Consider the following 21,788-nt stretch of genomic DNA (forward strand, 5'->3'; position numbering starts at 1 on the left):
GCTATCCCTTTGTTAACCATAAATGCCTAACGCTAGAGAGGGCGTGATCGCGCGCCGCTCTAGCGAGGTTCAGGTGTCGAGTTTGCCGCGTCGATGCGTTCGTCGGTCCGCGCTGTCGCTGACGGCGCTGCTCGCGCTCGCGCCGATCTGGACCGCCTGCGCGCAGGAATTCGGTCAACTGCCGACGCCCGGATCGCGCCAGCCGGCGGTCAACGACGCGCTCAGGCTCGGCGATGGCGATTCCACGTCCTTTGACGGCGCAAGCACCCCGCCGGGCGGCGACCTCGGCGGCCTATCCGCGCAAGACGCGATGGATCTGCGGTCTGGCGCCGCGAACTACGGCAAGCCCGTTACCAGAAAGCCGGGCCAGAAGCCGCCAAGGAAAATGCCCACCCCGGCCTTGCGTCCGCTCGTTCCCTATCCGACCTCCGCCGAGGCGCGGCGGGCGGCGAAGCTGGACCATCTCCCGGCGCCGGGTGACGCGGATTACATCGCGCCCTCGCCGACCACCGCGGCGCCGCCGCTGATCCCGGTCAGGACCCGCCCCAAGGTCGAGGACAAACCCTATGCGCCGATCGGGATCGATGTCGGCCTGCTGCGGGTCAAGCCCTATTTCGAGAGCGATATCGGCTACAACGACAACCCTGGCGGCACGCCGAACCGGATCGCGACCCCTTCGGCCTTCACGCGCCAGGAAATGGGCGTCGCGGCGGAGTCCGACTGGAGCAACCACAGCTTCACCGGCCGGTTGCGCCTCGGCTACAACGACTATTTCAACGCGCATTATTCCGACGCGCCGGATGGCGCGGGCGGGTTTCTGCTCCGCCTCGACGTCGCCCGCGACCTGAAGATCAATGTGGACGGCCTATACAGCGTGAGCACGCAAGGCGCGAACTCGCCGAACATCATCAACGCCGGCCAGCTGAAGAACCGCCCGATCATCGCCATCCTTGGCGGCGGGCTCGGCGTCTCAAAAACCTTCAACCGGCTCGAACTGACCCTGCGCGGCTCCGTCGAGCGGGATTACTGGCAGGACGCCTATTTCACCGACGGCTTCACGCAGAACCTGTCGGCCTATTCCTACGACGCCTATGGCGTGGGCGGGCGCGCCTCCTACGAGCTGACTCCGGGCGTCAAACCCTTCGTCGAGGCGAATGTCGACACGCGCCTCCACGACGGCGCGTTCTGGCGCGATTCCACCGGCGTCCAGGCGCGGGCCGGCTCGACTTTCGAAATCACGCGGCTGCTGACGGGCGTCGTCAGCGTCGGCTATGGCCAGCGCAATTACCGCGATCCCCTTCTGATCCCGCTGCGCGGCCCTCTGCTCGACTCCTCGCTGCTGTGGACGGCGACGCCTCTGACCAGGGTGACCCTGCGCGGAACGACCACGATGGACGAGACCACCATCCCCCTCTCGCCCGGCGCCCTCACGCATGCCGTCAATCTCCAGGTCGCTCATGATCTGATGCGCAATGTGACGCTGACCGCAATGGGCGGCTTCACGACGTCGCGGTACGAGGGGGTCAACCTCATCCAGACCACCTATCAGAGCGGTCTCCTCGCGGAATACAGTCTCACGCGCTCCGTCGTGATCAAGGGCTCGTTCACGCATCAGCGGCTGGACTCCAACCAGCCCGGCAGCGACTACACCGCCAACATCATCATGGTCGGCCTGAGGCTTCAGCGTTGAATCCAGAAAGGTTTAGGCAAGGTTAACGCGGCTAGACTGCGCGACGCCACGCCCGCGCGGAAAGAGCTCCCGCCATGTTGAACCTCCTGAAGCCGAAGCGGACCGAACAGGTCATCATCGCCAACAAGAGCGAACCCGACAGCGCGCAAGCGCAACAAGACCTGCTCAGGCCCATCGCCGAAGCCATTTACAGGCTGCGCGCCGGACTCGGACCCGAAGGCTCTCTTCCCGATCCGGTGGGGACGGCGCTGCTGGCCCTTTTCGAGGCCCTCCAGGCGCGCGACGAAACGGGCTTGAAGCAAACCGTGGGGCTCTCGACCCAGGCCAGCGAGGCCATGGCGGCGTTCTCACGCACCACGGTCGAAGTGCGCGAGATCGATGCGCTGGTGCAGGACATGTCCTCGGCGCTGGGACGCCTGGACGGCTCCATGAAAAACCTGGACGCGGTCGGCGGCCAGACCAGGACCGTGATGCTGGAGAGCGCGAAGCTCGTGCGCGAAGGCGCCGAAGCCGTCGGCGCCTCAACCGCCTCCGTGGAGCAGATCGGAGAAGCGCTGAAAAAACTCGCCGCGCGCGCCGCCGCGCTTACCGAGGCGACCGCGCAAATCACCGGAATCGTCGGCAATATCGAGGCCATCGCCTCGCAGACCAACATGCTGGCGCTCAACGCCACCATCGAGGCGGCGCGCGCCGGCGAAAGCGGCCGAGGCTTTGCTGTGGTGGCGCAGGAGGTGAAGGCGCTTTCCGGTCAGACGGCAAAGGCGACCGACGACATTCGCCGGCGCATCGAGCGCTTGCGCGGCGACACCGAGGGACTCGGCGCCTGCGTTGTGGACGCAGAAGCGGCGATGGAGCAATGCCGGGGAGTCAACGCCGAAGCCCATTCCAAAATGTCGGCGGCCGAAGCGGCGCGCGAATCCAACGCGGACCGGATGGACGAACTTTTTCGCATCCTCGGCGAACAAACGGCGACGACATCGCAGCTCGCGACGACCGCCTCGAAAATTTCGCGGCAGCTCGACAAGACCGTCGCGCATTCCAACACCGCCGTCGCCGCCTGCAAGGCGTCGGACAAACTGATCGAGGCGCAACTCGCCGAGTTCGACACAAGAAAGCCGCGCGACTACGTGCTGCATCGCGCCAAATCCGATCACATGCTGTGGAAGAAGCATTTGAATGAAATGCTCGCGGGCGTCTCGAAGCTTGAGGCCTCGGAACTGGTCGACCACCACTCCTGCCGGCTTGGCAAGTGGCGTGACGGGCCGGTCGAGCCCTCGGTCAAGCGGCATCCGGCCTTTGCCGCGCTGGAGCGGCCGCATGAGGCCGTTCACGTCCACGGCCGGCGCGCGGCCGAGCTTTTTGCGCGGGGCGACCGCGCCGGCGCCTTCGCGGAAGTGGAAAAAATGGAGGCGGCCTCGGCCGAGGTCGTCCGCCTCCTGGATCAGTTGCTCAGCCGTTAATCAGATCGTCCCGACGATCTTTTTCAGCTCGGCCCTGAACTCCGGCTCGATGTCCGGCCGCGCCAGGGCGAAGGCGACGTTGGCCGCCAGGAACCCGACCTTGGAGCCGGTGTCATAGGTCTTGCCGTCGAAATGATGACCGAAGAATTTCTGCGCCTTGGCCAGTTCGATCATGGAATCGGTGAGCTGGATTTCGCCGCCGGCGCCCTTCTGACCCTTGCCGAGCAAGTCAAAAATTTCCGGCTCCAAGATATAGCGGCCGGAAATGATGAAGTTCGACGGCGCGGTTCCCTGCGGCGGCTTTTCCACCATGCCGGTGATTTCGAACGCCTGGCCAAACTCCTGGCCTCGGGCGACCACGCCATATTGATGGGTCTGGTCGTTCGGCACGGTTTCGACCGCGATGACATTGCCGCCATGGGCGTCATAGGTGTCGACGCATTGTTGCAGGCACCGCTTGCCGCTGGCGCCGGGCAGGGTGATCATGTCGGGCAGCAGCACGGCGAAAGGTTCGTCGCCGACGATGTCGCGCGCGCACCACACCGCATGGCCGAGACCGAGCGGCGACTGCTGGCGGGTGAAGCTGGTGGCGCCCGCCGCCGGCAGGTCCGACTTCAGGCCCTCGAGCTCCTTCAGCTTGTTGCGGCGCTGGAGCGTGTCCTCGAGCTCGTATGCGATATCGAAATGGTCCTCGATCACCGCCTTGTTGCGGCCGGTGACGAAGATGAAATGCTCGATGCCGGCCTCGCGCGCCTCTTCGACGCAATGCTGGAGCACCGGGCGATCCACGACGGTCAGCATCTCCTTGGGCACGGTCTTGGTCGCGGGCAGGACGCGGGTGCCGAGACCGGCGACGGGAAATACGGCTTTACGAATTTTCTTCATGGATCGTCCATCTCAGGTGATGAAGCTGAATTCGGCTACGCTCATAGCACCGCAACTGGGGCCGCGTTAAGGAGATTGCGGCGCCAGCCCGCCTGCCGCTTTAGTCTATCCTCTTCCGTTCAGGAGCGGACTGGGCTAAATCGGCGCAATTCCCGCGACTTCTCGTCGCATTGGCACAGGATTTCACATGACCGTCCTCGTTACCGGCGGCGCCGGCTATATCGGTTCGCACATGGTTTTGGAGCTGGTGGAAGCCGGCGAGAAGGTGGTCGTGCTCGACAATCTGTCGACCGGCCGCCGCGAGGCCGTGCACCCGGACGCCGAATTGGTGGTCGGCGAATTCGGCGACGCCGCCCTGGTCAAGGAACTGCTCGCCAGCCGGGGCGTCGACGCCATCATCCATTTCGCGGCGAAAATCGTCGTGCCCGAATCGGTGTCCGATCCGCTCGGCTATTACCTCAACAACACGGCCTCCGCGCGCAGCCTGCTGGCCTGTGCGGTGGACAGCGGCGTGAAACATTTCATCTTTTCGTCCACCGCCGCCGTCTATGGCGACCCGGAGCAAAATCCGGTCACCGAGGACGAAACGCTCAAGCCGGTTTCGCCCTATGGCCGCTCGAAACTGATGGTCGAATGGATGCTGGCCGACACCGCCGCCGCCCATGAGCTCAAATATGTGGTGCTGCGCTATTTCAACGTCGCCGGCGCCGATCCGAAGGGGCGCACGGGCCAGTCCTTCCCCAACGCCACCCACCTGATCAAGGTGGCGGTGCAGGCCGCGCTGGGCATGCGCAAAGGCATGGAGATGTTTGGCACGGACTATCCGACCCCTGACGGGACGTGTCTGCGCGACTACATCCAGGTCACCGACCTCGCCCGCGCCCACATGGACGCGCTCAAACATCTGCGCGCTGGCGGCGACAATCTCACCTGTAATTGCGGCTACAAGCGCGGCTATTCGGTGAAGGAAGTGATCGAGACGGTCAAAAAAGTCTCGGGCGTCGATTTTCCGGTCAAAATTTCGGGGCGCCGGCCGGGCGATCCCGCGGCGATTGTCGCCGACAACGCCCGGGCCAAATCGGTGCTGGGCTGGACACCCGTCCACGACGACCTGGAGGAAATCGTGCGCCAGGCCCTGGCCTGGGAGAAGAAGCTATTGGCCGAAAAGGCGGGCTGATCCGGTTCAATCCTCGGCTGGACGGTAGAGCGAGGAGGAGAGACGCGCCACGCCAAACAGTCAAAAGGCGTGGGCGTTGACGCACCTTGTACCGTCCATGCCCTTGTATTTGATGTCGCACTTGGCTTGCAGGGCGTTATAGACCTGCTTGTCCGCGGCGCTCAGCTTTTGCAAGAATCCAGCCCGCGCGCGCGTTCGGCGGCAGGGGCGGTGTCCAGGTCGGCCGACCCGCCGAAGCCGCGGGCCTCGGCGATTTCGGCGCCTTGCTCGCACCCCCGCGCGGCCTTGATCGCGCGATTGGCGTTGTCAATGTAATCGGGCCCGTGTTCCTTCACGGGGCAGCCCAAAGCCCAGGCTGGTCAGGCGCAAAGCATCGCCAGCAGGATTTTCGCGCGCATCATCAGCGCTCCGTCTCGCGCCGCAGCCAGTCCAGATAGGCGGGATCGCCCGCCAAGACGGGCGTGGCGATGATCTCCGGCAGTTCGTACGTGTGCAGCGCGCGGATCGCCGCGGCAATGGCGTCGAAATCGGCGCGCCGCGCCTTGGCGGCCAGCAAAAACTCTTTGTCCCGCGCCGCCGCGCCCTTCCAGACGTAATGGCTGGTCACCTCCGCCACTTGCACGCAGGCGGCGAGATTTTGCGTCACCAGCGCGGCGGCCATTTGGTGAGCCCTGGCCTCGTCATCGATCGTGGTCTGAACGACGCAGAAGGCTAAATCCATCCGCCCGTCTCCGCCCGAACAATGTCCTCCAGCAGGTCGATGGCCTCGGGGCCATCGTTCAGGCAGGGAACCAGCGCGAAGTTTTCGCCGCCGGCGTCCAGGAACGCGTGGCGGTTTTCGACCCCCAGCTCCTCCAGCGTCTCCAGGCAGTCCGCGAAGAAACCGGGGGCGATCACCAGCACATTCTTCGCGCCTTCCGCCGGCAGGCTTTCGACCGTCTCCAGCGTGTAGGGCTGCAGCCATTCCTTCGGGCCGAACCGCGACTGAAAGGTCATGACCATCTTGTCGGTCAGGCCGGTCGCTTCGCCGAGCAGGCGGGTGGTCTTGGCGCAATGGCAATAATAGGGATCGCCGCGCTCGGAATAATCCTTGGGGATGCCGTGCCAGGACACGACAATGCGGTCGGGCGTGAACGGCAATTCCGTCAGCTTTTTGCGCAAGGTTGACGAGAGCGCGTCGATATAGATGGAACGCTCGTAGAACGGCGCGGCGATGCGCAGCGTCGGCTGCCAGCGCATCTGCTTGAGGGCGTCGAACGTCTTGTCGGCGACCGTGGCGAAAGTGGCGGCGCAATATTGCGGATAGAGCGGGACCACCAGCAGCCGGTCGCAGCCCTGCGCCTGCAAGTCCAGAATTTTGTCGGCGATCGCAGGCTTGCCGTAGCGCATAGCCCAATCGACGATGATGATTCTGTCGCCTGCGTCGGAAAGTCGCGCCGCGAGTTTTTCGGTTTGCGAACGGGTGACCGTCTTCAGCGGACCCTCGTCGCGCTCATGGTTCCAGATCGCCTCGTAATCCTTGCCTTTTTGCGTGGAACGCTTCGGCAGAACCATCAGGTGGAGGATCGGCAACCAGAGCCAGGGCGAGGTCTCGATCACCCGCCGGTCCGACAGGAATTCCGCGAGATAGCGCCGCATCGGCCAATAGGTCGTCGCCTCGGGCGTGCCGAGGTTGACCAGGAGGACGCCGATCTTGCCGTAGGGGGGCGGATGGTGTGTCGAAGGGATCATGGCTAAGTTGCGAAAACTCGTCTATTGTTATTCCGATAAAGGTGCGCGGAAAGCAATGGATCAGGCAGAGGCGTTTGATCCGCGTCAAGGAGCGCGCGCTTGACTTATGTCTAAGAGGGAACATGAGCACTCTTTCGTCCAGTCTGGTCCTAGCCGAAAAGTCGGTCCCTCGCTACACGAGCTATCCGACAGCCCCCCACTTTTCCGACGCCGTGGGCGCGGAAAAAGCCGGTGAGTGGCTGCGCGCGCTCGATCCGCGGGCGCGCCTGTCGCTTTACGTTCACGTGCCCTATTGCCGCGAGCTGTGCACCTATTGCGGCTGCCACACCAAGGCGACGCAAAAAGCCGAGCCGCTCGACGCCTATGCCGCGACGCTTGAGCGCGAAATCGAGCTTGTCGCCAATGCGACCCCCGCGCGCACCGTCACCCACGCCCATTGGGGCGGCGGCACCCCGAGCCTGCTCGGCGGCGCCCGCCTGCTCGCCCTGACCGACGCGCTGCGCAGCCGCTTCGCCTTCGCCCCGGGCGCCGAAATCTCCATCGAGATCGACCCGCGCCACGCCGACCGCGAGCTGACCGACTCCCTCGCCGCCGCCGGCTTCAACCGCGTCAGCCTCGGCGTGCAGGACCTCAACGACCACGTCCAGCAGGCCATCGGCCGCGTCCAGCCGTTCGATGTCGTGGAAAAGTGCGTCGCCGATCTGCGCGCCAGCGGTTTCAAGGCGATCAACCTCGACCTGATGTACGGCCTGCCCTATCAGACCGAAGACGACGTGATCCGCACCGCCGAGCTGGCGGCCTCGCTGAACCCGAGCCGTCTCGCCATTTTCGGCTACGCCCACGCCCCCTGGTTCGCCAAGCGCCAGCAACTCATCAACGCCGCCGCCCTGCCCGGCGCCGCCGAGCGCCTGCGCCAGGCCGCGATCACCCGCGAAACGCTGGTGACCAAGGGCTATCAGGCCATCGGCCTCGACCATTTCGCCCTGCCGTCGGACCCGATGGCGATCGCCGCGCGCAACGGAACGCTGCGCCGCAACTTCCAGGGCTATACGGTCGATCAGGCCGACGCCATGCTGCCGTTTGGCGCGTCGTCGATTGGCAAGCTGCCGCAGGGCTATATCCAGAACGCCCCCGATGTCGGCGGCTGGCGCCGCGCCGTCGAGGCCGGCCAGTTCAGCGTGGTCAAAGGCGTCGCCTTCACCCGCGAGGACATCGCCCGCGCGGCGGTGATCGAGCGGCTAATGTGTGATTTCAGCGTCGATTACGGCGCGATCGCGGAAAAAATGCTCGGCGACGCCGCCGCCTTCGACGGCGCGCAAGAGGAACTGTCGCAGCTCGTTCGCGATGGCGTCGCGACCCAGGAAGGGCGGACCGTCGCGCTGACCGAGCCCGGCCGTCCCTTCATGCGTCTGGTCGCCGCGGCCTTCGACGCCTATCTGAAAGCGCGCGCCGCCAAGCACAGCGTCGCGGTCTGAGGCAAGTCAACACATCCGGAGCCGGCGGCCGTTCAAAAACGTCGCCGGCTCCTTTTTTCGTTTCGACGCGTTTCTTCGTCAAACGCTATGGCCGCCGTGCGCAAAACCGACATAATGGCCGGCGAATGTTTGTCGAGCCCCCGGAGCGCCCAGCCCGCATGATTTCCGAAAAACTCGTCTTTTCCCGCCGCGCCGTCCTCGCCGCCGCCGCGACCCTGCCGATCCTGCGCGGCGCGCGCGCCGAACAGGGGATGCATCGCAGCCACGGCCTGTCCTCCTTCGGCGACCTCGCCCTGCCCCCGGATTTCCAGGCCTTCCCCTACGCCCGGCCTGACGCGCCCAAGGGCGGCCAATTGATCATGGAGGCGGGCGGCAGTTCCTGGGACTCCCTCAACGGTTTTATCCTCCAGGGCAATCCCGCGCAGGGCCTGAGCCTCGTCTACGACACGCTGATGGCCGGCAGCCTCGACGAGGACAACACGCTCTACGGCCTCGTGGCGGAAGCGGTCGAATTTACCGACGACAAGAAGACGTACCGCTTTTTCCTGCGCAAGCAGGCCCGCTTCCACGACGGCTCGCTCCTGACCGCCGCCGACGTGGTGTTTTCGCTCAACGTGCTGCGCGAAAAGGGCCATCCCCTGATCCGCCAATTGCTGCGCGATGTCGATCGCGTCGAAGCCGAGGCCCCCGACCGCGTGCTGGTGGTCTTGAAGGACGGGTTTGGGCGCGACTCCATCCTCAACGTCGCGGGACAGCCGATTTTTTCGGCCGCCCACTACGCCAAGCGCGATTTCGGCCGCGCCGGACTGGAGCCGCCGCTGGGCTCCAGCGCCTACAAGATCGGCGCGTTCGAACAGGGCCGCTACATCGCCTACGAGCGCGTCAAGGACTATTGGGGCAAAGACCTGCCGGTCAATCGCGGCCAGGGCAATTTTGACTTGATCCGCTACGACTATTTTGGCGAGCGCGCGGTCGGCTTTGAAGCGTTCAAGTCAGGCCAGGTCAACCTGCACGAGAGTTTTACGGCTTCGGAATGGGCGACCGGCTACGATTTCCCAGCCATGCGCGACGGGCGCGTCACGAAAAAGGAATTTCCCGACAAGCGCAGCCCCGGCTTCCAGGGCTTCTTCTTCAACATGCGCCGTCCCCAGTTTAGGGACCCCCGCATCCGCGAGGCGATGGGCCTTTGCCTCGATTTCGAATGGTCGAACCGCAACCTGTTCTATGGCGCCTATACGCGCAACGTCAGCTATTTTGAAAATACCGCGATGAAGGCGGTGGACCCGCCTTCGCCGGAGGAACTGGCGATCCTCGAACCCTTGCGCGACAAAATTCCGGCGGAAGTTTTCGGCATGCCCTTCGTGCCGCCGGTGTCAGACGGTTCGGGGCAGGACCGCGCTCTCCTGCAACGCGCCAGCACCCTGCTCAAGGAGGCAGGCTGCCAGCGCAAGGGCACACAATTGCTGCTGCCCGACGGAACGCCGCTCGCCTTTGAAGCGCTGGAGTTCAACAACGCCTTCGACAAGGTCGTGCAACCCATGTTCAAGAACATGCGCCTGCTCGGCATCGAGGCGAACCTGCGGGTGGTGGATTCCGCGCAATACAAGTCGCGCATCGACAATTACGATTTCGACATGATCACGGATCGAAAAATGATCGGCGGCGTCCCGGGTGACGAACTGCTGGCCTATTTCGGCTCGGTTTCCGGAAAAGCGCCGGGCGGCATGAACCTGCCGGGCATCGACAATCCCGCCGTGGACGCGCTGGTGGACCAGGCGCTCCAGGCCAAGTCGCGCGCCCAGTTGATCGTGATCTGCCGCGCGCTCGACCGCGTGCTGCGCGCCGGCCGCTACTGGATTCCGCACTGGCACGCCTCGTCGCGCCGCATCGCCTCCTGGGACTTCTTCGGCCATCCCGACGTCACCCCCCGCCTCGATCTCTCCTATTCCCAGCTGTGGTGGTGGGACGCGGAAAAAGCCGCCGCGACCAAGGCCCGGGGCTGATGATCTTTTACATCGCGCGCCGCCTGCTGCTGATGATCCCGACCTTGTTCGGGATTTTGGCCCTGTCCTTCCTCATCGTGCAATTCGCGCCCGGCGGCCCCGTCGAGCGGGTCATCGCGCAGATGCAGGGGCAGGATTCCGGCGCGACCTCCCGCTTCGGCGGCGGCGCGCAATCGACGCTGGCCGGGGCGCGGCCCGGCGCCGGCGCGGAATTTTCCGGAAAGTATCGCGGCGCGCAGGGCCTCGACCCCAAATTCATCGCGGAGTTGGAAAAGCAATTCGGCTTCGACAAGCCGCCGCTGGAACGGTTCTGGCTGATGATCCGCAATTACGCCATGTTCGACTTCGGCCGCTCCTATTTCCGCGACGCCCCTGTCCTCCAGTTGATCCGCGACAAGCTGCCGGTGTCCATGTCGCTTGGCCTGTGGATGACTCTGCTGTCCTACGCCATTTCGATCCCGCTCGGCATCGCCAAGGCGCGCCGCGAGGGCGAACGGCTCGACACCTGGACGTCCGCCGTCATCATCGTCGGCTACGCCATCCCGAGTTTTCTCTTCGCCATCCTGCTGATCGTGCTGTTCGCCGGCGGCTCGTTCTGGCAGATTTTCCCGCTGCGCGGGCTGACCTCGGATGACTTCGCCACGCTTTCGACGTTCGACAAAATCAAGGACTATCTCTGGCACATCGTCCTGCCGGTGAGCGCGCTCACGCTCGGCAGCTTTGCGACGACCACGTTCCTGACCAAGAACGCCTTCCTCGAAGAAATCCGCAAGCAATATGTCACGACGGCGCGCATGAAGGGGCTGACGGAGGGCCGCGTGCTCTACGGCCACGTGTTTCGCAACGCCATGCTGATCGTGATCTCCGGTTTTCCCGGCGCCTTCATCTCCGCCTTTTTCACCGGCTCGCTGCTGATCGAAACGATCTTCTCGCTCGACGGCCTGGGGTTGCTGTCATTTGAATCGACGCTCAACCGCGACTATCCCGTGGTCTTCGCCAACCTCTACATTTTCGCCCTGCTGGGCCTGTTCATCAACCTGCTGTCAGACCTCACCTATGCCTGGATCGATCCGCGCATCGATTTCGAGACTCGGGAAACCTGACGATGAAACTCACCCCGATCACCATGCGGCGTCTGCGGGCCTTCGCCAGCAACCGTCGCGGTTTCTGGGCGCTCTGGCTGTTCCTGATCGCCTTTATCCTGTCGCTGGGCGCGGAATTCATCGCCAACGACCGCCCGATCCTCGCGTGGTACAAGGGCGAACTGCTGTTCCCTGCGCTCCAAAACTATCCGGAAGAGAAATTCGGCGGCTTTTTGGCGGAAACCGACTACCGCGACCCCGTCATTCAAAAAGAGATCGAGACCAACGGCTGGATGCTCTGGCCGCCGATCCGCTATTCCTACAACACCCACAATCTCAGCCTGCCGACCCCGGCGCCGGCGCCGCCGACGTGGACGCTGACCGACGCGCAATGCGCCAAGGGCAAGACGTTTGCAGGCGGCCCGGCCAAGAATTGCCAGGACATCGAATGGAACTGGCTCGGCACCGACGACCAGGGCCGCGACGTGGTGGCGCGGCTGATCTACGGTTTTCGAATCTCCGTCCTGTTCGGCCTGCTGCTCGCTTCGATCTCGTCGGTGGTGGGGGTGAGCGCCGGTGCGGTGCAGGGTTATTTCGGCGGCTGGACCGACTTGTTGATGCAGCGCTTCATCGAAATCTGGTCATCGCTGCCAAGCCTCTATTTGCTCATCATCCTCTCGGCCATCGTCACGCCGAGCTTTTTCGTGCTGCTCGGCATCCTGCTGGCGTTCTCGTGGGTCAATCTCGTCCATGTGGTGCGCGCCGAATTTTTGCGCGCCCGGAATTTTGACTACGTGCGCGCGGCAAGGGCGCTTGGCCTGAGCAATCGGAAGATCATGGTCAAGCACGTGCTGCCCAACGCCATGGTGGCGACGCTGACCTTCTTGCCGTTTATCCTCAGCGCCTCGATCACCACCCTCACCTCGCTGGATTTTTTGGGTTTTGGGCTGCCGCCGGGATCGCCTTCGCTGGGCGAGCTGTTGCTGCAGGGCAAGAGCAATTTGCAGGCGCCCTGGCTCGGCCTGTCCGGTTTCGCGGTCATTGCCGTGACCCTGTCGCTGCTGGTCTTCATCGGCGAGGCGCTGCGCGACGCCTATGATCCGCGAAAGACGGTGTGATGGACCAGCCCCTGCTTCGCATCCAAAATCTCTCCGTCTCCTTCGGCGACACCCCAGCGGTGCAAAACGCCTCGCTCAAGCTGGCGCGCGGCACAACGCTGGGCCTTGTCGGCGAGTCCGGCTCGGGCAAATCGGTCACGGCGCTCGCCGTGGTGCGCCTGCTGGCGCCCGGCGCGAAAATCGTTGGCGGCTCCATCCGTTTCGACGGGCAGGAGCTGACCACGGCTCCCGAAAGCACGCTTCGCGACCTGCGCGGCGTGCGCATCGGCATGGTGTTCCAGGAGCCGATGACCTCGCTCAACCCTCTGCATGTCATCGAAAAGCAGATCGGCGAAATCCTCGAAATCCACGGCATGGCCTCGGCGCAGGCCCGCCGCGCCCGAACCCTTGAACTGCTCAAGGAAGTCGGGCTGCAAAACGCCGAGGCGCGCATGGGCGCCTATCCGCACGAACTGTCCGGCGGGCAGCGCCAGCGCGTGATGATCGCCATGGCGCTCGCCAACAACCCCGACCTCTTGATCGCCGACGAACCGACCACAGCGCTCGACGTGACCATTCAGGCGCAAATCCTCGACCTGTTGCGCGATCTGCAAAAGCGCCACGGCATGGCCATCCTGTTCATCACGCACGATCTCGGGTTGGTCAAAAGGATGGCCGATGAGGTCGCGGTGATGCGCGGAGGAAGCGTGGTCGAAACCGGCCCCACCGCCGAGATCTTTGCAAATCCGCAGCACGAATATACCAAAATGCTGCTAGCCGCTGAACCCCAGGGCGACCCGCCGCCCGCCGATACGTCCGCCCCCGAAGTGTTGTCGGCCGACAATCTGCGCGTCTGGTTCCCGATCAAATCAGGCCTTTTCCGCCGCGTAACCTCCTATGTGAAAGCGGTGGACGGCGTGTCGATCAGCCTGCGCAAGGGTCAAACGCTGGCGGTGGTCGGCGAATCCGGTTCTGGAAAAACCACGCTGGGCCTGGCGCTGCTGCGGCTGATCCGCTCGGAGGGGCCGATCCTCTATCTCGGCCAGAACATCGACACGCTCGGCGCAAATAAGATGCGGCCGTTGCGGAAAAAATTGCAGATCGTGTTCCAGGACCCCTATGGCTCGCTGTCGCCGCGCCTGTCGGTGGCCGAGATCGTCGAGGAAGGCTTGATTGTCCAGGACAGGGGCCTGTCAGCAGACGAACGTCGCAAGCTTGTCGCCCGCGCGCTGGCCGACACCGGGCTCGATCCCGCGACCATGGACCGCTATCCCCACGAATTTTCCGGCGGCCAGCGCCAGCGCATCGCCATCGCCCGCGCCCTTGCGCTCGATCCTGACGTGATCGTGCTGGACGAACCGACCTCCGCGCTCGACCGCTCGGTTCAGGCGCAAATCGTCGACCTCTTGCGCGCGCTTCAGGACAGGCGGAGCCTGTCCTACCTGTTCATCAGCCACGATTTGAAGGTGGTGAAGGCGCTGGCGTCCGAAATCATCGTGCTGCGCGACGGCAAGGCGGTCGAGCAGGGCACGGCCGCGGAGATTTTTGCCAATCCGCGCGCAAAATACACGCAGGACCTGTTCGCCGCCGCTTTCGACCTCTGAAATTCGCGCGGGACAAACGCCCCGCGCGACGCAAAAAATCACTTCCAGGCGTCGGCCTGCACCAGGCTGTCTTCCTTCCAGGCGTCCTGCGCCGCCTTGTCGGCTTGCCATTCGGGCAGGAAGGTGAAGGCTTCGTCGAGAATGTGCGGCGTGTGCTGGCCGTGCGAATATTTCACGGAACGCTCGAAATATTCGTTCAGCGCCGGCTTGAAATACGGATGCGCGCAATTGTCGATGATGACGCGCGCGCGCTTCTTCGGCGAGAGACCGCGCAGGTCGGCGAGGCCCTGCTCGGTGACGATCACCTGCACGTCATGCTCGGTGTGATCGACATGGGTCGCCATCGGCACGATGCAGGACACCGCGCCGTTCTTGGCCTGCGACGGCGTCATGAAGATCGATAGCCAGCTGTTGCGGGCGAAATCGCCGGAGCCGCCGATGCCGTTCATGATGCTCGACCCGCGAATGTGGGTGGAGTTCACGTTGCCGTAAATATCGGCCTCGATCAGGCCGTTCATGGCGATCAGACCGAGGCGGCGGATGACCTCGGGGTGGTTCGAAATCTCCTGTGGGCGCAGCACGATCTTTTCGCGATAGAGATGCACGTCGCGATTGAATTCTTCCGCCGCTTCGGGGCTCAGCGACAGCGCCGTCGCCGAGGCAAAGCTCATCTTGCCGGAGCGCAGCAGGTTGAACATGCCGTCCTGCAACACTTCCGTATAGGCCATGAGATTGTCGTAGGGCGCGTCCTGCAACTGTTCCATCACGGCGTTGGCGACATTGCCCACGCCGGATTGCAGCGGCAGCAGCTCCTTGGGCAGGCGGCCGCGCTTCACCTCATGGCCCAAAAAGTCGATGATGTGGCTGGCGATCAGCTTTGAATTCTCGTCCGGCGGCGTGAACGGCGAGTTGCGGTCGGGCGAGTGGGTCTCGACGATGGCGATGATTTTTGCGGGATCGCAGCGCAGGCAGGTTTCGCCGATGCGATCGGAGGCCGTGATCATCGGGATCGGCTTGCGCTTGGGCGGCAGTTGCGTGCCGTAATAGATGTCGTGCATCCCCTCCAGCGCTTCGTTCTGCCAGTTGTTGACCTCAATGATGACCTTGTCGGCGCAGTCGAGCCAGGTCTTGTTGTTGCCCACCGAAGACGAGGGGATCAGCGAGCCGTCCTCGCGGATGCCGACGACTTCGATGATAGCGACGTCGAGTTTGCCGAGATAGCCGCCCCAGACGAACTGGCCGACGTGCGACAGGTGAATGTCGAGATATTCCATCTCGCCGGCGTTGATGCGCTTGCGGCAGATCGGATCGGATTGATAGGGCAGGCGCATCTCCATGCCGTCGACCTTGGCGAGCGCGCCATCCAGTTCCGGTGCGGTGGAGGCGCCGGTCCACACCGAAATCTTGAATTTTTCGCCCGCCGCGGCCGCGGCGTTCATGCGATCCGCCAGCGCCAGCGGCACTTCCTTGGGATAGCCGGCGCCGGTGAACCCGGACATGCCGACATTGCTACCCTTAGGGATCAAGGCTGCGGCTTGGTCCGCCGTCATGATCTTGCTGCGAAGCTGGGCATTGCGAATGCGGTTACCGGCCATGGCGCTTTATTCCCTGGGGATGACGGGAAGTTGCGTATAATCTGCGCATTGGAAGTTTAGCTATGCGACGATGGAATAATCATCTGGTTGTTTTGGGGGGAATTTGCTCTCACCTTTCGTTGCAACGCAGCACGAGATTCTCGGCAAAGCTTTGAAAAAACAGCAATAAAGACAGCTTGCTGCACCTGCGAATTTCAAGTAAATTCGCGCAGCAACCATGCGCAGATCGCATAACTCTTCGCGCGTTTTGAGGCCGCTCCCGGCCTTGTGCGCAAACGGACTTCGGCGATAATCCGCACTTCAATCGGGGGCATCATGGGCAAGACTATCAGCGTCGACGTGCCGCACAAGCTGGGCGCGGCGGAAGCCGAGCGCCGGGTCCGCAATGGATTCGGCGCGGTTCAGGACAAGCTCGGAGACAAACTCTCGGCGGTGGACATCGTCTGGGGCCAGGGCCGCGCCGACCTCACCGTCACCGCCATGGGCCAGACGCTGAGAGGCGGCCTGGAATTCCTGCCCGAATTGGTCCGCGTCACCATCGACCTGCCGTGGCTGCTCGCGGCGATCGGCGAAACGATCACGAACAAGATCGCCAAGAAGACGGAGGAAGTGCTGCGCCTACCTCCCCCCAAAATTTAAGGATGCGCGAAAGCATCGCTTGGGCCCGACGATGGACCGTTCCGACGTCATGCGCGCGGTCAAGGGCCGGGACACCACGCCCGAGCGTCTTGTGCGCGGCCTGCTGCGAGCGATCGCGCCCGGCTATCGCCTGTGCCGGCGCGACCTTCCGGGCGCGCCCGACATCGTCTATATCGGCCGCAAGAAGGCCATTTTCGTCCACGGATGCTTTTGGCACGGGCACGACTGCAAGCGCGGCGCGCGCATGCCCAAGACCAACGCCGAATACTGGCGCCGCAAGATCGCGGGCAACCGTGAACGGGACGAAAAAATTCTGGCGCATTATGCGGCGCAGCGCTGGTCCGTGCTGACGGTATGGGAATGCGAAACCCGCGACCGGCAGACGCTTGCGGCGCGACTTGAAGATTTTTTGCGAGGTTGATTTGGAATCCATCGAAACCCTTCGCCGCACGCCGGCCTGGTCGATCGCCGCGCCGCTGCTGGCGCTGGCGCTGCTGGCGGCGAAATACGCCCACGTGCTCGATCTTGACTCGCCCGCCGTGAAGATCTTTGCGTCCGGGCTGCTGGTGGCCGTGGTGTTCGCCGCGGTGCGCCACGCGCAGGCCGTCGCCGCGAAGATCGGCGAGCCCTATGGCGCGCTCGTGCTCGCGCTCGCGGTCACCTGCATCGAGGCGGGGCTGATCGTCTCGCTGATGGTCGCCGACCCCGCCCGCAACGCGGCCCTGGCGCGCGACTCCCTGTTCGCCGTGGTGATGATCGTCTTGAATGGCCTGATCGGCGCCTGCCTGGTGATCGGCGACCTGCGCTATCGCCGCGTCGAGTTCCGCCTGGAGGGAACCACCGGCGCGCTGGTGACCCTGGCGACGCTCGCGGTCCTGACCCTGGTTGAGCCCAATGTCACCGACACCGCGCCCGGCCCCCATTTTTCCATGCCGCAACTGGTGATGGTCGCTTCCGCCGCCCTGGTGCTCTATCTGGTCTTCGTCTTTGTGCAGTCGGTGCGCCACCCCCTCGATTTCCTCAGCGAGGCCGACGGCCTCGAACCCCACCAGGTGGATCGCAGCGCGCTGAGCTGGCCCCGGACCTTCGCCAACTTTGGCCTCTTGACGTTCTCACTGGCGGCCGTCGTGCTGCTGGCGAAAAGCCTCACCCCGGCGCTGGAGGCGATGGTGTTGGCCGCCGGGCTGCCGCCGGCCGTCATCGGCGTCTGTGTCGCCACCCTGGTGCTGTTGCCGGAGGTGATTTCAGCCTTGTTCGCCGCGAACCGCAACGAGACCCAGACCAGCCTCAACCTCGCCATCGGCTCGGCGCTGGCGAGCATTGGCCTGACCATTCCCGTCGTCGCCGTGGCCAGCTTCCTGCTCGGCGCCCCGCTGGTGCTTGGCCTCGACCGGCTGAACACCTCCCTGCTGCTGCTGACCCTGTTCGTCAGCACGGTGACGCTGGGCATCGGCCGCGCCACCCTGTTGCAGGGCGCCGTCCACCTGACGATTTTCTTCGTCTTCATCGGGTTTACGGTTTTCCCTTAAGTATTTCCCGCAAACCTTTGAGGACCAAGGCCTCATCCCATCGCCGCTCTTGGAAGGGCGGCGAAAATTCCTTACAAGCGCGCCCAACTGAAAAATTTCGGGATGTCGCCATGTCCGCCTATGCCCCGCTGTTTCCTCTCGGCAAGGATGAAACGCCCTATCGCAAACTGACCGACAAGGGCGTTCGCGTCGAAAAATTCGATGGCGAGGACATTTTGGTGGTGGAGCCCGAGGCCATTCGCCTGCTTGCGGAAACGGCGATGGGCGACATCAACCATCTGCTGCGCCCTGGCCATCTCGCGCAACTGCGCAAAATTCTTGACGATCCCGAGGCGACCGGCAACGACAAGTTCGTCGCCTTCGACCTCTTGAAAAACGCCAATATCGCCGCCGGCGGCGTGCTGCCCATGTGCCAGGACACCGGCACCGCCATCATCCTGGGCAAGAAGGGCCGCCGCGTCTTCACCAAGGGCGGCGACGAGGCCGCGCTGTCGGAGGGCGTGAAGGACGCCTACGAAAAACGCAACCTGCGCTATTCCCAGCTCGCGCCCGTCTCCATGTTCGAGGAGACGAATACGCGCACCAATCTCCCCGCCCAGATCGACATTTATGAAGAGGGCGAGGATTATTACAAATTCCTGTTCATGGCCAAGGGCGGCGGCTCCGCCAACAAGACCTATCTGGTCCAGGGCACGCCTTCCATGCTCAGCCATGACCGGCTGCTCGAGGTTTTGAAAAAACAGATCCTGGCGCTCGGCACCGCCGCCTGCCCGCCCTATCACCTCGCCATCGTCATCGGCGGCCTGTCGGCGGAGCTGAACCTCAAGACGGTGAAGCTGGCCTCGGCGCGCTATCTCGACACGCTGCCGACCGAAGGCGGCGAAGACGCCCACGCTTTCCGCGATCTGGCGCTGGAAGCCGAAATCCACAAACTCACCCAGGACCTCGGCGTCGGCGCGCAATTCGGCGGCAAATATTTTTGTCACGACGTCCGCGTCATCCGTCTGCCGCGCCACGGCGCCTCGCTGCCGATCGGCATCGGCGTGTCCTGCTCGGCCGACCGCCAGTGCCTGGGAAAAATCACCGGGGACGGGGTGTTCGTCGAGGAACTGGAGCGCAATCCCGCCAAATATCTGCCGGCGATCGAAGGCGAACTCGGCGGCGATGTGGTCAAGATCGACCTGAACCAGCCGATGAAGGAGGTTTTGGCGAAGCTGTCCCGATATCCGGTCAAGACGAGGCTTTCGCTCACGGGAACCATCGTGGTCGCCCGCGACCTCGCCCACGCGAAAATCCGGGAGCGGCTGGAAAAGGGCGACCCCATGCCCGACTATCTCAAGAACCATCCGGTCTATTACGCGGGACCGGCCAAGACGCCGGCCAATTACGCCTCGGGCTCGTTCGGGCCGACCACCGCGGGCCGCATGGACGCCTATGTCGACCTGTTCCAGTCCCATGGCGGCTCCATGGTGATGCTCGCCAAGGGCAACCGCTCCGCCCAGGTGACGGAGGCGTGCAAGACGCACGGTGGCTTCTATCTCGGCTCGATCGGCGGCCCGGCCGCGCGTCTGGCGCAGGATTGCATCAAGAAGGTCGAGTTGCTCGAATATCCCGAGCTCGGCATGGAGGCGATCTGGAAGATCGAGGTCGAGGATTTCCCCGCCTTCATCGTCGTCGACGACAAGGGCAACGATTTCTTCAAGGAGCTGAACCTCAGCTGAGGTTCAGCCGCGCCGATGCAAAGCCCGGAAGATCTCGCCCGGATCGCAACCATCGATCGCGAACGCGTGGAAACGCAGGTCCACGCCTATTTCGAACTGCTGGCCGCCGGGACGGACTTTTCGCGTTTGATGGCGTTCTTCGCCGACGAGATCGAATTCGAGCTGATCGGCAACTGGAGCATCTTTCCGCAGGCGGGTCGATTGCGCGGCAAGGACGTTCTGGCGCAGGCCCTCATTACAATCTACACGAGTGTCGAAAACCTCGGCTCGACATTGGACGACCTTGTCATCGACGGTGATCGTATCGCGCTGCGGCGCACCACCCGCCTGCGCAGCTATGGAACCGGCCGGGTCGGCGACATCAAAATCGTTGATTTCCTGCGAATTCGCGATGGTCTGGTCGTGGAATTCACGGAGATCGTCGATTCCCGGGCCATAGCCGACCTTGAGGAATGTTGATTTCGTGCAACGCACGCGCGCGCATTTTGCAGCTACGTAGTTGCAACGCTTGAAAACCCGGCGGGAAAATCGAGAAATGCCAAGACAACGTTTCCGATCAGATCGGGGGCAGAAACATTCAGGGAGCTGAGCCTTTCAAACGGCTCGGGATTGTTGATGCAGAGCTTGCACGTTCTCACCCGCATACCCACCGTCGATCGCGGCTTCATTGAGTCGCGGCTTCAGGCCATTAACGACCGGCTGGTTGCACGGGATCTGCCTGGCCTGCTCGCGCTTTTTTCGGACGATGTCGTTTTCGAGCTGATCGGCAACTGGAGCATTTTTCCCAGTGCGCGGCGCGCGCGCGGCAAGGAGGCCTGGGCGCGCGCGCTCACCACGATCTACACAGAGTTGCAAAACCTGGGCTCGACGGCGCATGACGTCGTGATCGATGGCGACAGCGTCGCCTTGCGCCGGACAACCCGCCTGCGCAACTACGGCACGGGACGGGTCGGCGACGTGGAAATCGCGGATTTCTTGCGTTTCCGCGACGGTCTGATCGTCGAGATCATTGAAATCGTCGATTCCCTCGCCATCGCCCGACTCGAAGAAGGTTGATCCTGCGCAAGGCGGGGTTTCGAAATTGCATCTAGAGGGTTGTATTCCGTCAATAACTCGGCGCGGAGTCGGACCGCAAGAGACGACTTTGCCCGAGTTCAGGAGCGCCGATGCAAAGCCTCCAAGACCTTGCTCACATCGCGAGCGTTGACCGCGAATTGTTCGCAACGCGCATCCACGAGATGCTGAGCCTCTGCTCGGCGGGCGACATGGCCGGCTTGATGTCGTTCTTCTCGGAAGACATCGCCTGTCAGATGATCGGCAACTGGAGCATGTTTCCCTTTCCCGGGCCGGTCCGGGGCAAGGCGGCGGTGACCCAGGCGTTCGGCAATCTCTTCACCCAGTTCCAGAGCCTCGGCTCCGAAGTCCACGACATCGTCATCGACGGCGACCGCGTCGCCGTGCGCCGCACCACGCGTCTGCGTCACCTCGGCACCGGCCGCAGCGCGGGTGTCGCCGTGGTGGATTTCCTGCGTTTTCGCGACGGCCTGGTGACCGAACTCACGGAATTACTCGATTCGCTCGCCATGGCGCGGCTGGAGGAATGCTGATTTGCGCAGCAAGGAAACACTCAACGCGCTGGCCGAGGTCGATCGCCAGCTGATTGAAACCCGCGTCCGACGCCTGCTTGAGCTTCGCGCGGAAAACAATCTTCGCGCCATGCTGGACTATGTCGCCGACGACATCGTCTTCGAGGTGCGCGGCGGCTGGATGGCCCTTCCCTACTCCGGTCCGGTGAAAGGCAAGGCCAATGTCGCGAAGGCGATGATGTGCCTCATGACTCAGTATGAAAATCTTGGCTCGACCGTGCACAGCTTGACCATCGACGGCGAAAGCGTTGCGATCCGACGCACGGCGCGCGTGCGCCATCGCGGCACCAACCGCGTCGCCGATGTCGATATCGCCGACTTCGTGCGCTTCCGCGATGGTTTGGTCATCGGCTTGTCCGAGGTGGCCGACACGGTCACGCTCGCTGAACTCGATGAAATCTAGCGCGTTTTCAAGCGAAGTGGATGCCGGTTCGCGTAAAGAAAACGCGTGAAA

The 21,788-nt window shown here is 63.6% G+C and carries 20 protein-coding genes; 16 read left to right on the forward strand and 4 right to left on the reverse strand.

What is annotated here, in order from left to right:
• Positions 1-73: 73 nt before the first annotated feature.
• On the forward strand, positions 74-1,690 hold the full coding sequence (locus GJ654_RS03535; RefSeq protein ID WP_196305426.1) for an outer membrane beta-barrel protein: 1,617 nt from the start codon (positions 74-76) through the stop codon (positions 1,688-1,690).
• Positions 1,691-1,764: 74 nt separating this feature from the next.
• The gene (locus GJ654_RS03540; RefSeq protein WP_155444723.1) at positions 1,765-3,150 is read left to right on the forward strand and encodes a methyl-accepting chemotaxis protein; all 1,386 of its coding nucleotides are present in this window, start codon (positions 1,765-1,767) and stop codon (positions 3,148-3,150) included.
• Here GJ654_RS03540 and GJ654_RS03545 read toward each other — a convergent pair whose 3' ends face one another.
• On the reverse strand, positions 3,151-4,035 hold the full coding sequence (locus GJ654_RS03545) for a UTP--glucose-1-phosphate uridylyltransferase (protein WP_155444724.1): 885 nt from the start codon (positions 4,033-4,035) through the stop codon (positions 3,151-3,153). It lies immediately after the preceding gene.
• Between the two features lie 187 nt (positions 4,036-4,222).
• Here GJ654_RS03545 and galE point away from each other — a divergent pair, with 187 nt between their 5' ends.
• On the forward strand, positions 4,223-5,212 hold the full coding sequence (gene galE, locus GJ654_RS03550; RefSeq protein WP_155444725.1) for a UDP-glucose 4-epimerase GalE: 990 nt from the start codon (positions 4,223-4,225) through the stop codon (positions 5,210-5,212).
• Between the two features lie 400 nt (positions 5,213-5,612).
• On the opposite strand, the gene cutA is transcribed toward galE, so the two are convergent.
• Both cutA and hemH read right to left on the reverse strand, forming a co-directional pair.
• On the reverse strand, positions 5,613-5,933 hold the full coding sequence (gene cutA, locus GJ654_RS03555) for a divalent-cation tolerance protein CutA (protein WP_155444726.1): 321 nt from the start codon (positions 5,931-5,933) through the stop codon (positions 5,613-5,615).
• Positions 5,924-6,943 carry a ferrochelatase gene (hemH, locus tag GJ654_RS03560; RefSeq protein WP_155444727.1) on the reverse strand — a complete coding sequence of 340 codons (1,020 nt, stop codon included), beginning with the start codon at positions 6,941-6,943 and terminating at the stop codon, positions 5,924-5,926. Before hemH ends, cutA begins: the two co-directional genes overlap by 10 nt.
• A gap of 122 nt (positions 6,944-7,065) precedes the next feature.
• On the opposite strand from hemH, the gene hemN reads away from it, so the two are divergent.
• From hemN to GJ654_RS03585, 5 genes are all read left to right on the forward strand, one after another.
• A complete protein-coding gene (gene hemN, locus GJ654_RS03565; RefSeq protein ID WP_155444728.1) occupies positions 7,066-8,418 on the forward strand; it encodes an oxygen-independent coproporphyrinogen III oxidase in 1,353 nt (450 codons plus the stop codon).
• 125 nt (positions 8,419-8,543) lie between these two features.
• Positions 8,544-10,421 (forward strand): extracellular solute-binding protein, encoded by a 1,878-nt coding sequence (locus tag GJ654_RS03570; RefSeq protein ID WP_246664571.1) that lies wholly within the window; start codon positions 8,544-8,546, stop codon positions 10,419-10,421.
• The gene (locus tag GJ654_RS03575) at positions 10,421-11,524 is read left to right on the forward strand and encodes a microcin C ABC transporter permease YejB (RefSeq protein ID WP_155444729.1); all 1,104 of its coding nucleotides are present in this window, start codon (positions 10,421-10,423) and stop codon (positions 11,522-11,524) included. Before GJ654_RS03570 ends, GJ654_RS03575 begins: the two co-directional genes overlap by 1 nt.
• Before the next feature lie 2 nt (positions 11,525-11,526).
• Positions 11,527-12,621 (forward strand): ABC transporter permease, encoded by a 1,095-nt coding sequence (locus GJ654_RS03580; protein WP_155444730.1) that lies wholly within the window; start codon positions 11,527-11,529, stop codon positions 12,619-12,621.
• Positions 12,621-14,204 carry an ABC transporter ATP-binding protein gene (locus GJ654_RS03585; RefSeq protein ID WP_155444731.1) on the forward strand — a complete coding sequence of 528 codons (1,584 nt, stop codon included), beginning with the start codon at positions 12,621-12,623 and terminating at the stop codon, positions 14,202-14,204. Before GJ654_RS03580 ends, GJ654_RS03585 begins: the two co-directional genes overlap by 1 nt.
• 38 nt (positions 14,205-14,242) lie before the next feature.
• On the opposite strand, the gene GJ654_RS03590 is transcribed toward GJ654_RS03585, so the two are convergent.
• Positions 14,243-15,799 (reverse strand): acetyl-CoA hydrolase/transferase family protein, encoded by a 1,557-nt coding sequence (locus GJ654_RS03590; protein ID WP_155444732.1) that lies wholly within the window; start codon positions 15,797-15,799, stop codon positions 14,243-14,245.
• Positions 15,800-16,114: 315 nt separating this feature from the next.
• On the opposite strand from GJ654_RS03590, the gene GJ654_RS03595 reads away from it, so the two are divergent.
• From GJ654_RS03595 to GJ654_RS03630, 8 genes are all read left to right on the forward strand, one after another.
• On the forward strand, positions 16,115-16,438 hold the full coding sequence (locus GJ654_RS03595; RefSeq protein ID WP_155444733.1) for a polyhydroxyalkanoic acid system family protein: 324 nt from the start codon (positions 16,115-16,117) through the stop codon (positions 16,436-16,438).
• A 31-nt stretch (positions 16,439-16,469) separates the two neighbouring features.
• On the forward strand, positions 16,470-16,859 hold the full coding sequence (locus GJ654_RS03600) for a very short patch repair endonuclease (RefSeq protein WP_155444734.1): 390 nt from the start codon (positions 16,470-16,472) through the stop codon (positions 16,857-16,859).
• A gap of 1 nt (position 16,860) precedes the next feature.
• On the forward strand, positions 16,861-17,967 hold the full coding sequence (locus tag GJ654_RS03605; RefSeq protein WP_155444735.1) for a calcium:proton antiporter: 1,107 nt from the start codon (positions 16,861-16,863) through the stop codon (positions 17,965-17,967).
• Between the two features lie 110 nt (positions 17,968-18,077).
• The gene (locus GJ654_RS03610; protein ID WP_155444736.1) at positions 18,078-19,688 is read left to right on the forward strand and encodes a fumarate hydratase; all 1,611 of its coding nucleotides are present in this window, start codon (positions 18,078-18,080) and stop codon (positions 19,686-19,688) included.
• A gap of 15 nt (positions 19,689-19,703) precedes the next feature.
• On the forward strand, positions 19,704-20,147 hold the full coding sequence (locus GJ654_RS03615; RefSeq protein WP_155444737.1) for a nuclear transport factor 2 family protein: 444 nt from the start codon (positions 19,704-19,706) through the stop codon (positions 20,145-20,147).
• Positions 20,148-20,303: 156 nt separating this feature from the next.
• A complete protein-coding gene (locus tag GJ654_RS03620; RefSeq protein WP_155444738.1) occupies positions 20,304-20,744 on the forward strand; it encodes a nuclear transport factor 2 family protein in 441 nt (146 codons plus the stop codon).
• Positions 20,745-20,854: 110 nt separating this feature from the next.
• Positions 20,855-21,295: a nuclear transport factor 2 family protein gene (locus tag GJ654_RS03625; RefSeq protein WP_155444739.1), complete on the forward strand. Its 441-nt coding sequence runs from the start codon at positions 20,855-20,857 to the stop codon at positions 21,293-21,295.
• 1 nt (position 21,296) lies between these two features.
• Positions 21,297-21,737: a nuclear transport factor 2 family protein gene (locus GJ654_RS03630; RefSeq protein ID WP_155444740.1), complete on the forward strand. Its 441-nt coding sequence runs from the start codon at positions 21,297-21,299 to the stop codon at positions 21,735-21,737.
• Positions 21,738-21,788: the final 51 nt, after the last annotated feature.

Origin of the sequence: Rhodoblastus acidophilus, from assembly GCF_009720655.1 — a bacterium.
Classification (GTDB): Bacteria; Pseudomonadota; Alphaproteobacteria; order Rhizobiales; family Beijerinckiaceae; genus Rhodoblastus; species Rhodoblastus acidophilus_A.

What these genes read in the sequence shown, in the direction of transcription:
- GJ654_RS03540 (WP_155444723.1), top strand. Translation starts at nt 1,765, where the DNA reads ATGTTGAACCTCCTGAAGCCGAAGCGGACCGAACAGGTCATCATCGCC.
- GJ654_RS03545 (WP_155444724.1), bottom strand. Translation starts at nt 4,035, where the DNA reads ATGAAGAAAATTCGTAAAGCCGTATTTCCCGTCGCCGGTCTCGGCACC.
- galE (WP_155444725.1), top strand. Translation starts at nt 4,223, where the DNA reads ATGACCGTCCTCGTTACCGGCGGCGCCGGCTATATCGGTTCGCACATG.
- cutA (WP_155444726.1), bottom strand. Translation starts at nt 5,933, where the DNA reads ATGGATTTAGCCTTCTGCGTCGTTCAGACCACGATCGATGACGAGGCC.
- hemH (WP_155444727.1), bottom strand. Translation starts at nt 6,943, where the DNA reads ATGATCCCTTCGACACACCATCCGCCCCCCTACGGCAAGATCGGCGTC.
- hemN (WP_155444728.1), top strand. Translation starts at nt 7,066, where the DNA reads ATGAGCACTCTTTCGTCCAGTCTGGTCCTAGCCGAAAAGTCGGTCCCT.
- GJ654_RS03570 (WP_246664571.1), top strand. Translation starts at nt 8,544, where the DNA reads ATGTTTGTCGAGCCCCCGGAGCGCCCAGCCCGCATGATTTCCGAAAAA.
- GJ654_RS03575 (WP_155444729.1), top strand. Translation starts at nt 10,421, where the DNA reads ATGATCTTTTACATCGCGCGCCGCCTGCTGCTGATGATCCCGACCTTG.
- GJ654_RS03580 (WP_155444730.1), top strand. Translation starts at nt 11,527, where the DNA reads ATGAAACTCACCCCGATCACCATGCGGCGTCTGCGGGCCTTCGCCAGC.
- GJ654_RS03585 (WP_155444731.1), top strand. Translation starts at nt 12,621, where the DNA reads ATGGACCAGCCCCTGCTTCGCATCCAAAATCTCTCCGTCTCCTTCGGC.
- GJ654_RS03590 (WP_155444732.1), bottom strand. Translation starts at nt 15,799, where the DNA reads ATGGCCGGTAACCGCATTCGCAATGCCCAGCTTCGCAGCAAGATCATG.
- GJ654_RS03595 (WP_155444733.1), top strand. Translation starts at nt 16,115, where the DNA reads ATGGGCAAGACTATCAGCGTCGACGTGCCGCACAAGCTGGGCGCGGCG.
- GJ654_RS03600 (WP_155444734.1), top strand. Translation starts at nt 16,470, where the DNA reads ATGGACCGTTCCGACGTCATGCGCGCGGTCAAGGGCCGGGACACCACG.
- GJ654_RS03610 (WP_155444736.1), top strand. Translation starts at nt 18,078, where the DNA reads ATGTCCGCCTATGCCCCGCTGTTTCCTCTCGGCAAGGATGAAACGCCC.
- GJ654_RS03615 (WP_155444737.1), top strand. Translation starts at nt 19,704, where the DNA reads ATGCAAAGCCCGGAAGATCTCGCCCGGATCGCAACCATCGATCGCGAA.
- GJ654_RS03620 (WP_155444738.1), top strand. Translation starts at nt 20,304, where the DNA reads ATGCAGAGCTTGCACGTTCTCACCCGCATACCCACCGTCGATCGCGGC.
- GJ654_RS03625 (WP_155444739.1), top strand. Translation starts at nt 20,855, where the DNA reads ATGCAAAGCCTCCAAGACCTTGCTCACATCGCGAGCGTTGACCGCGAA.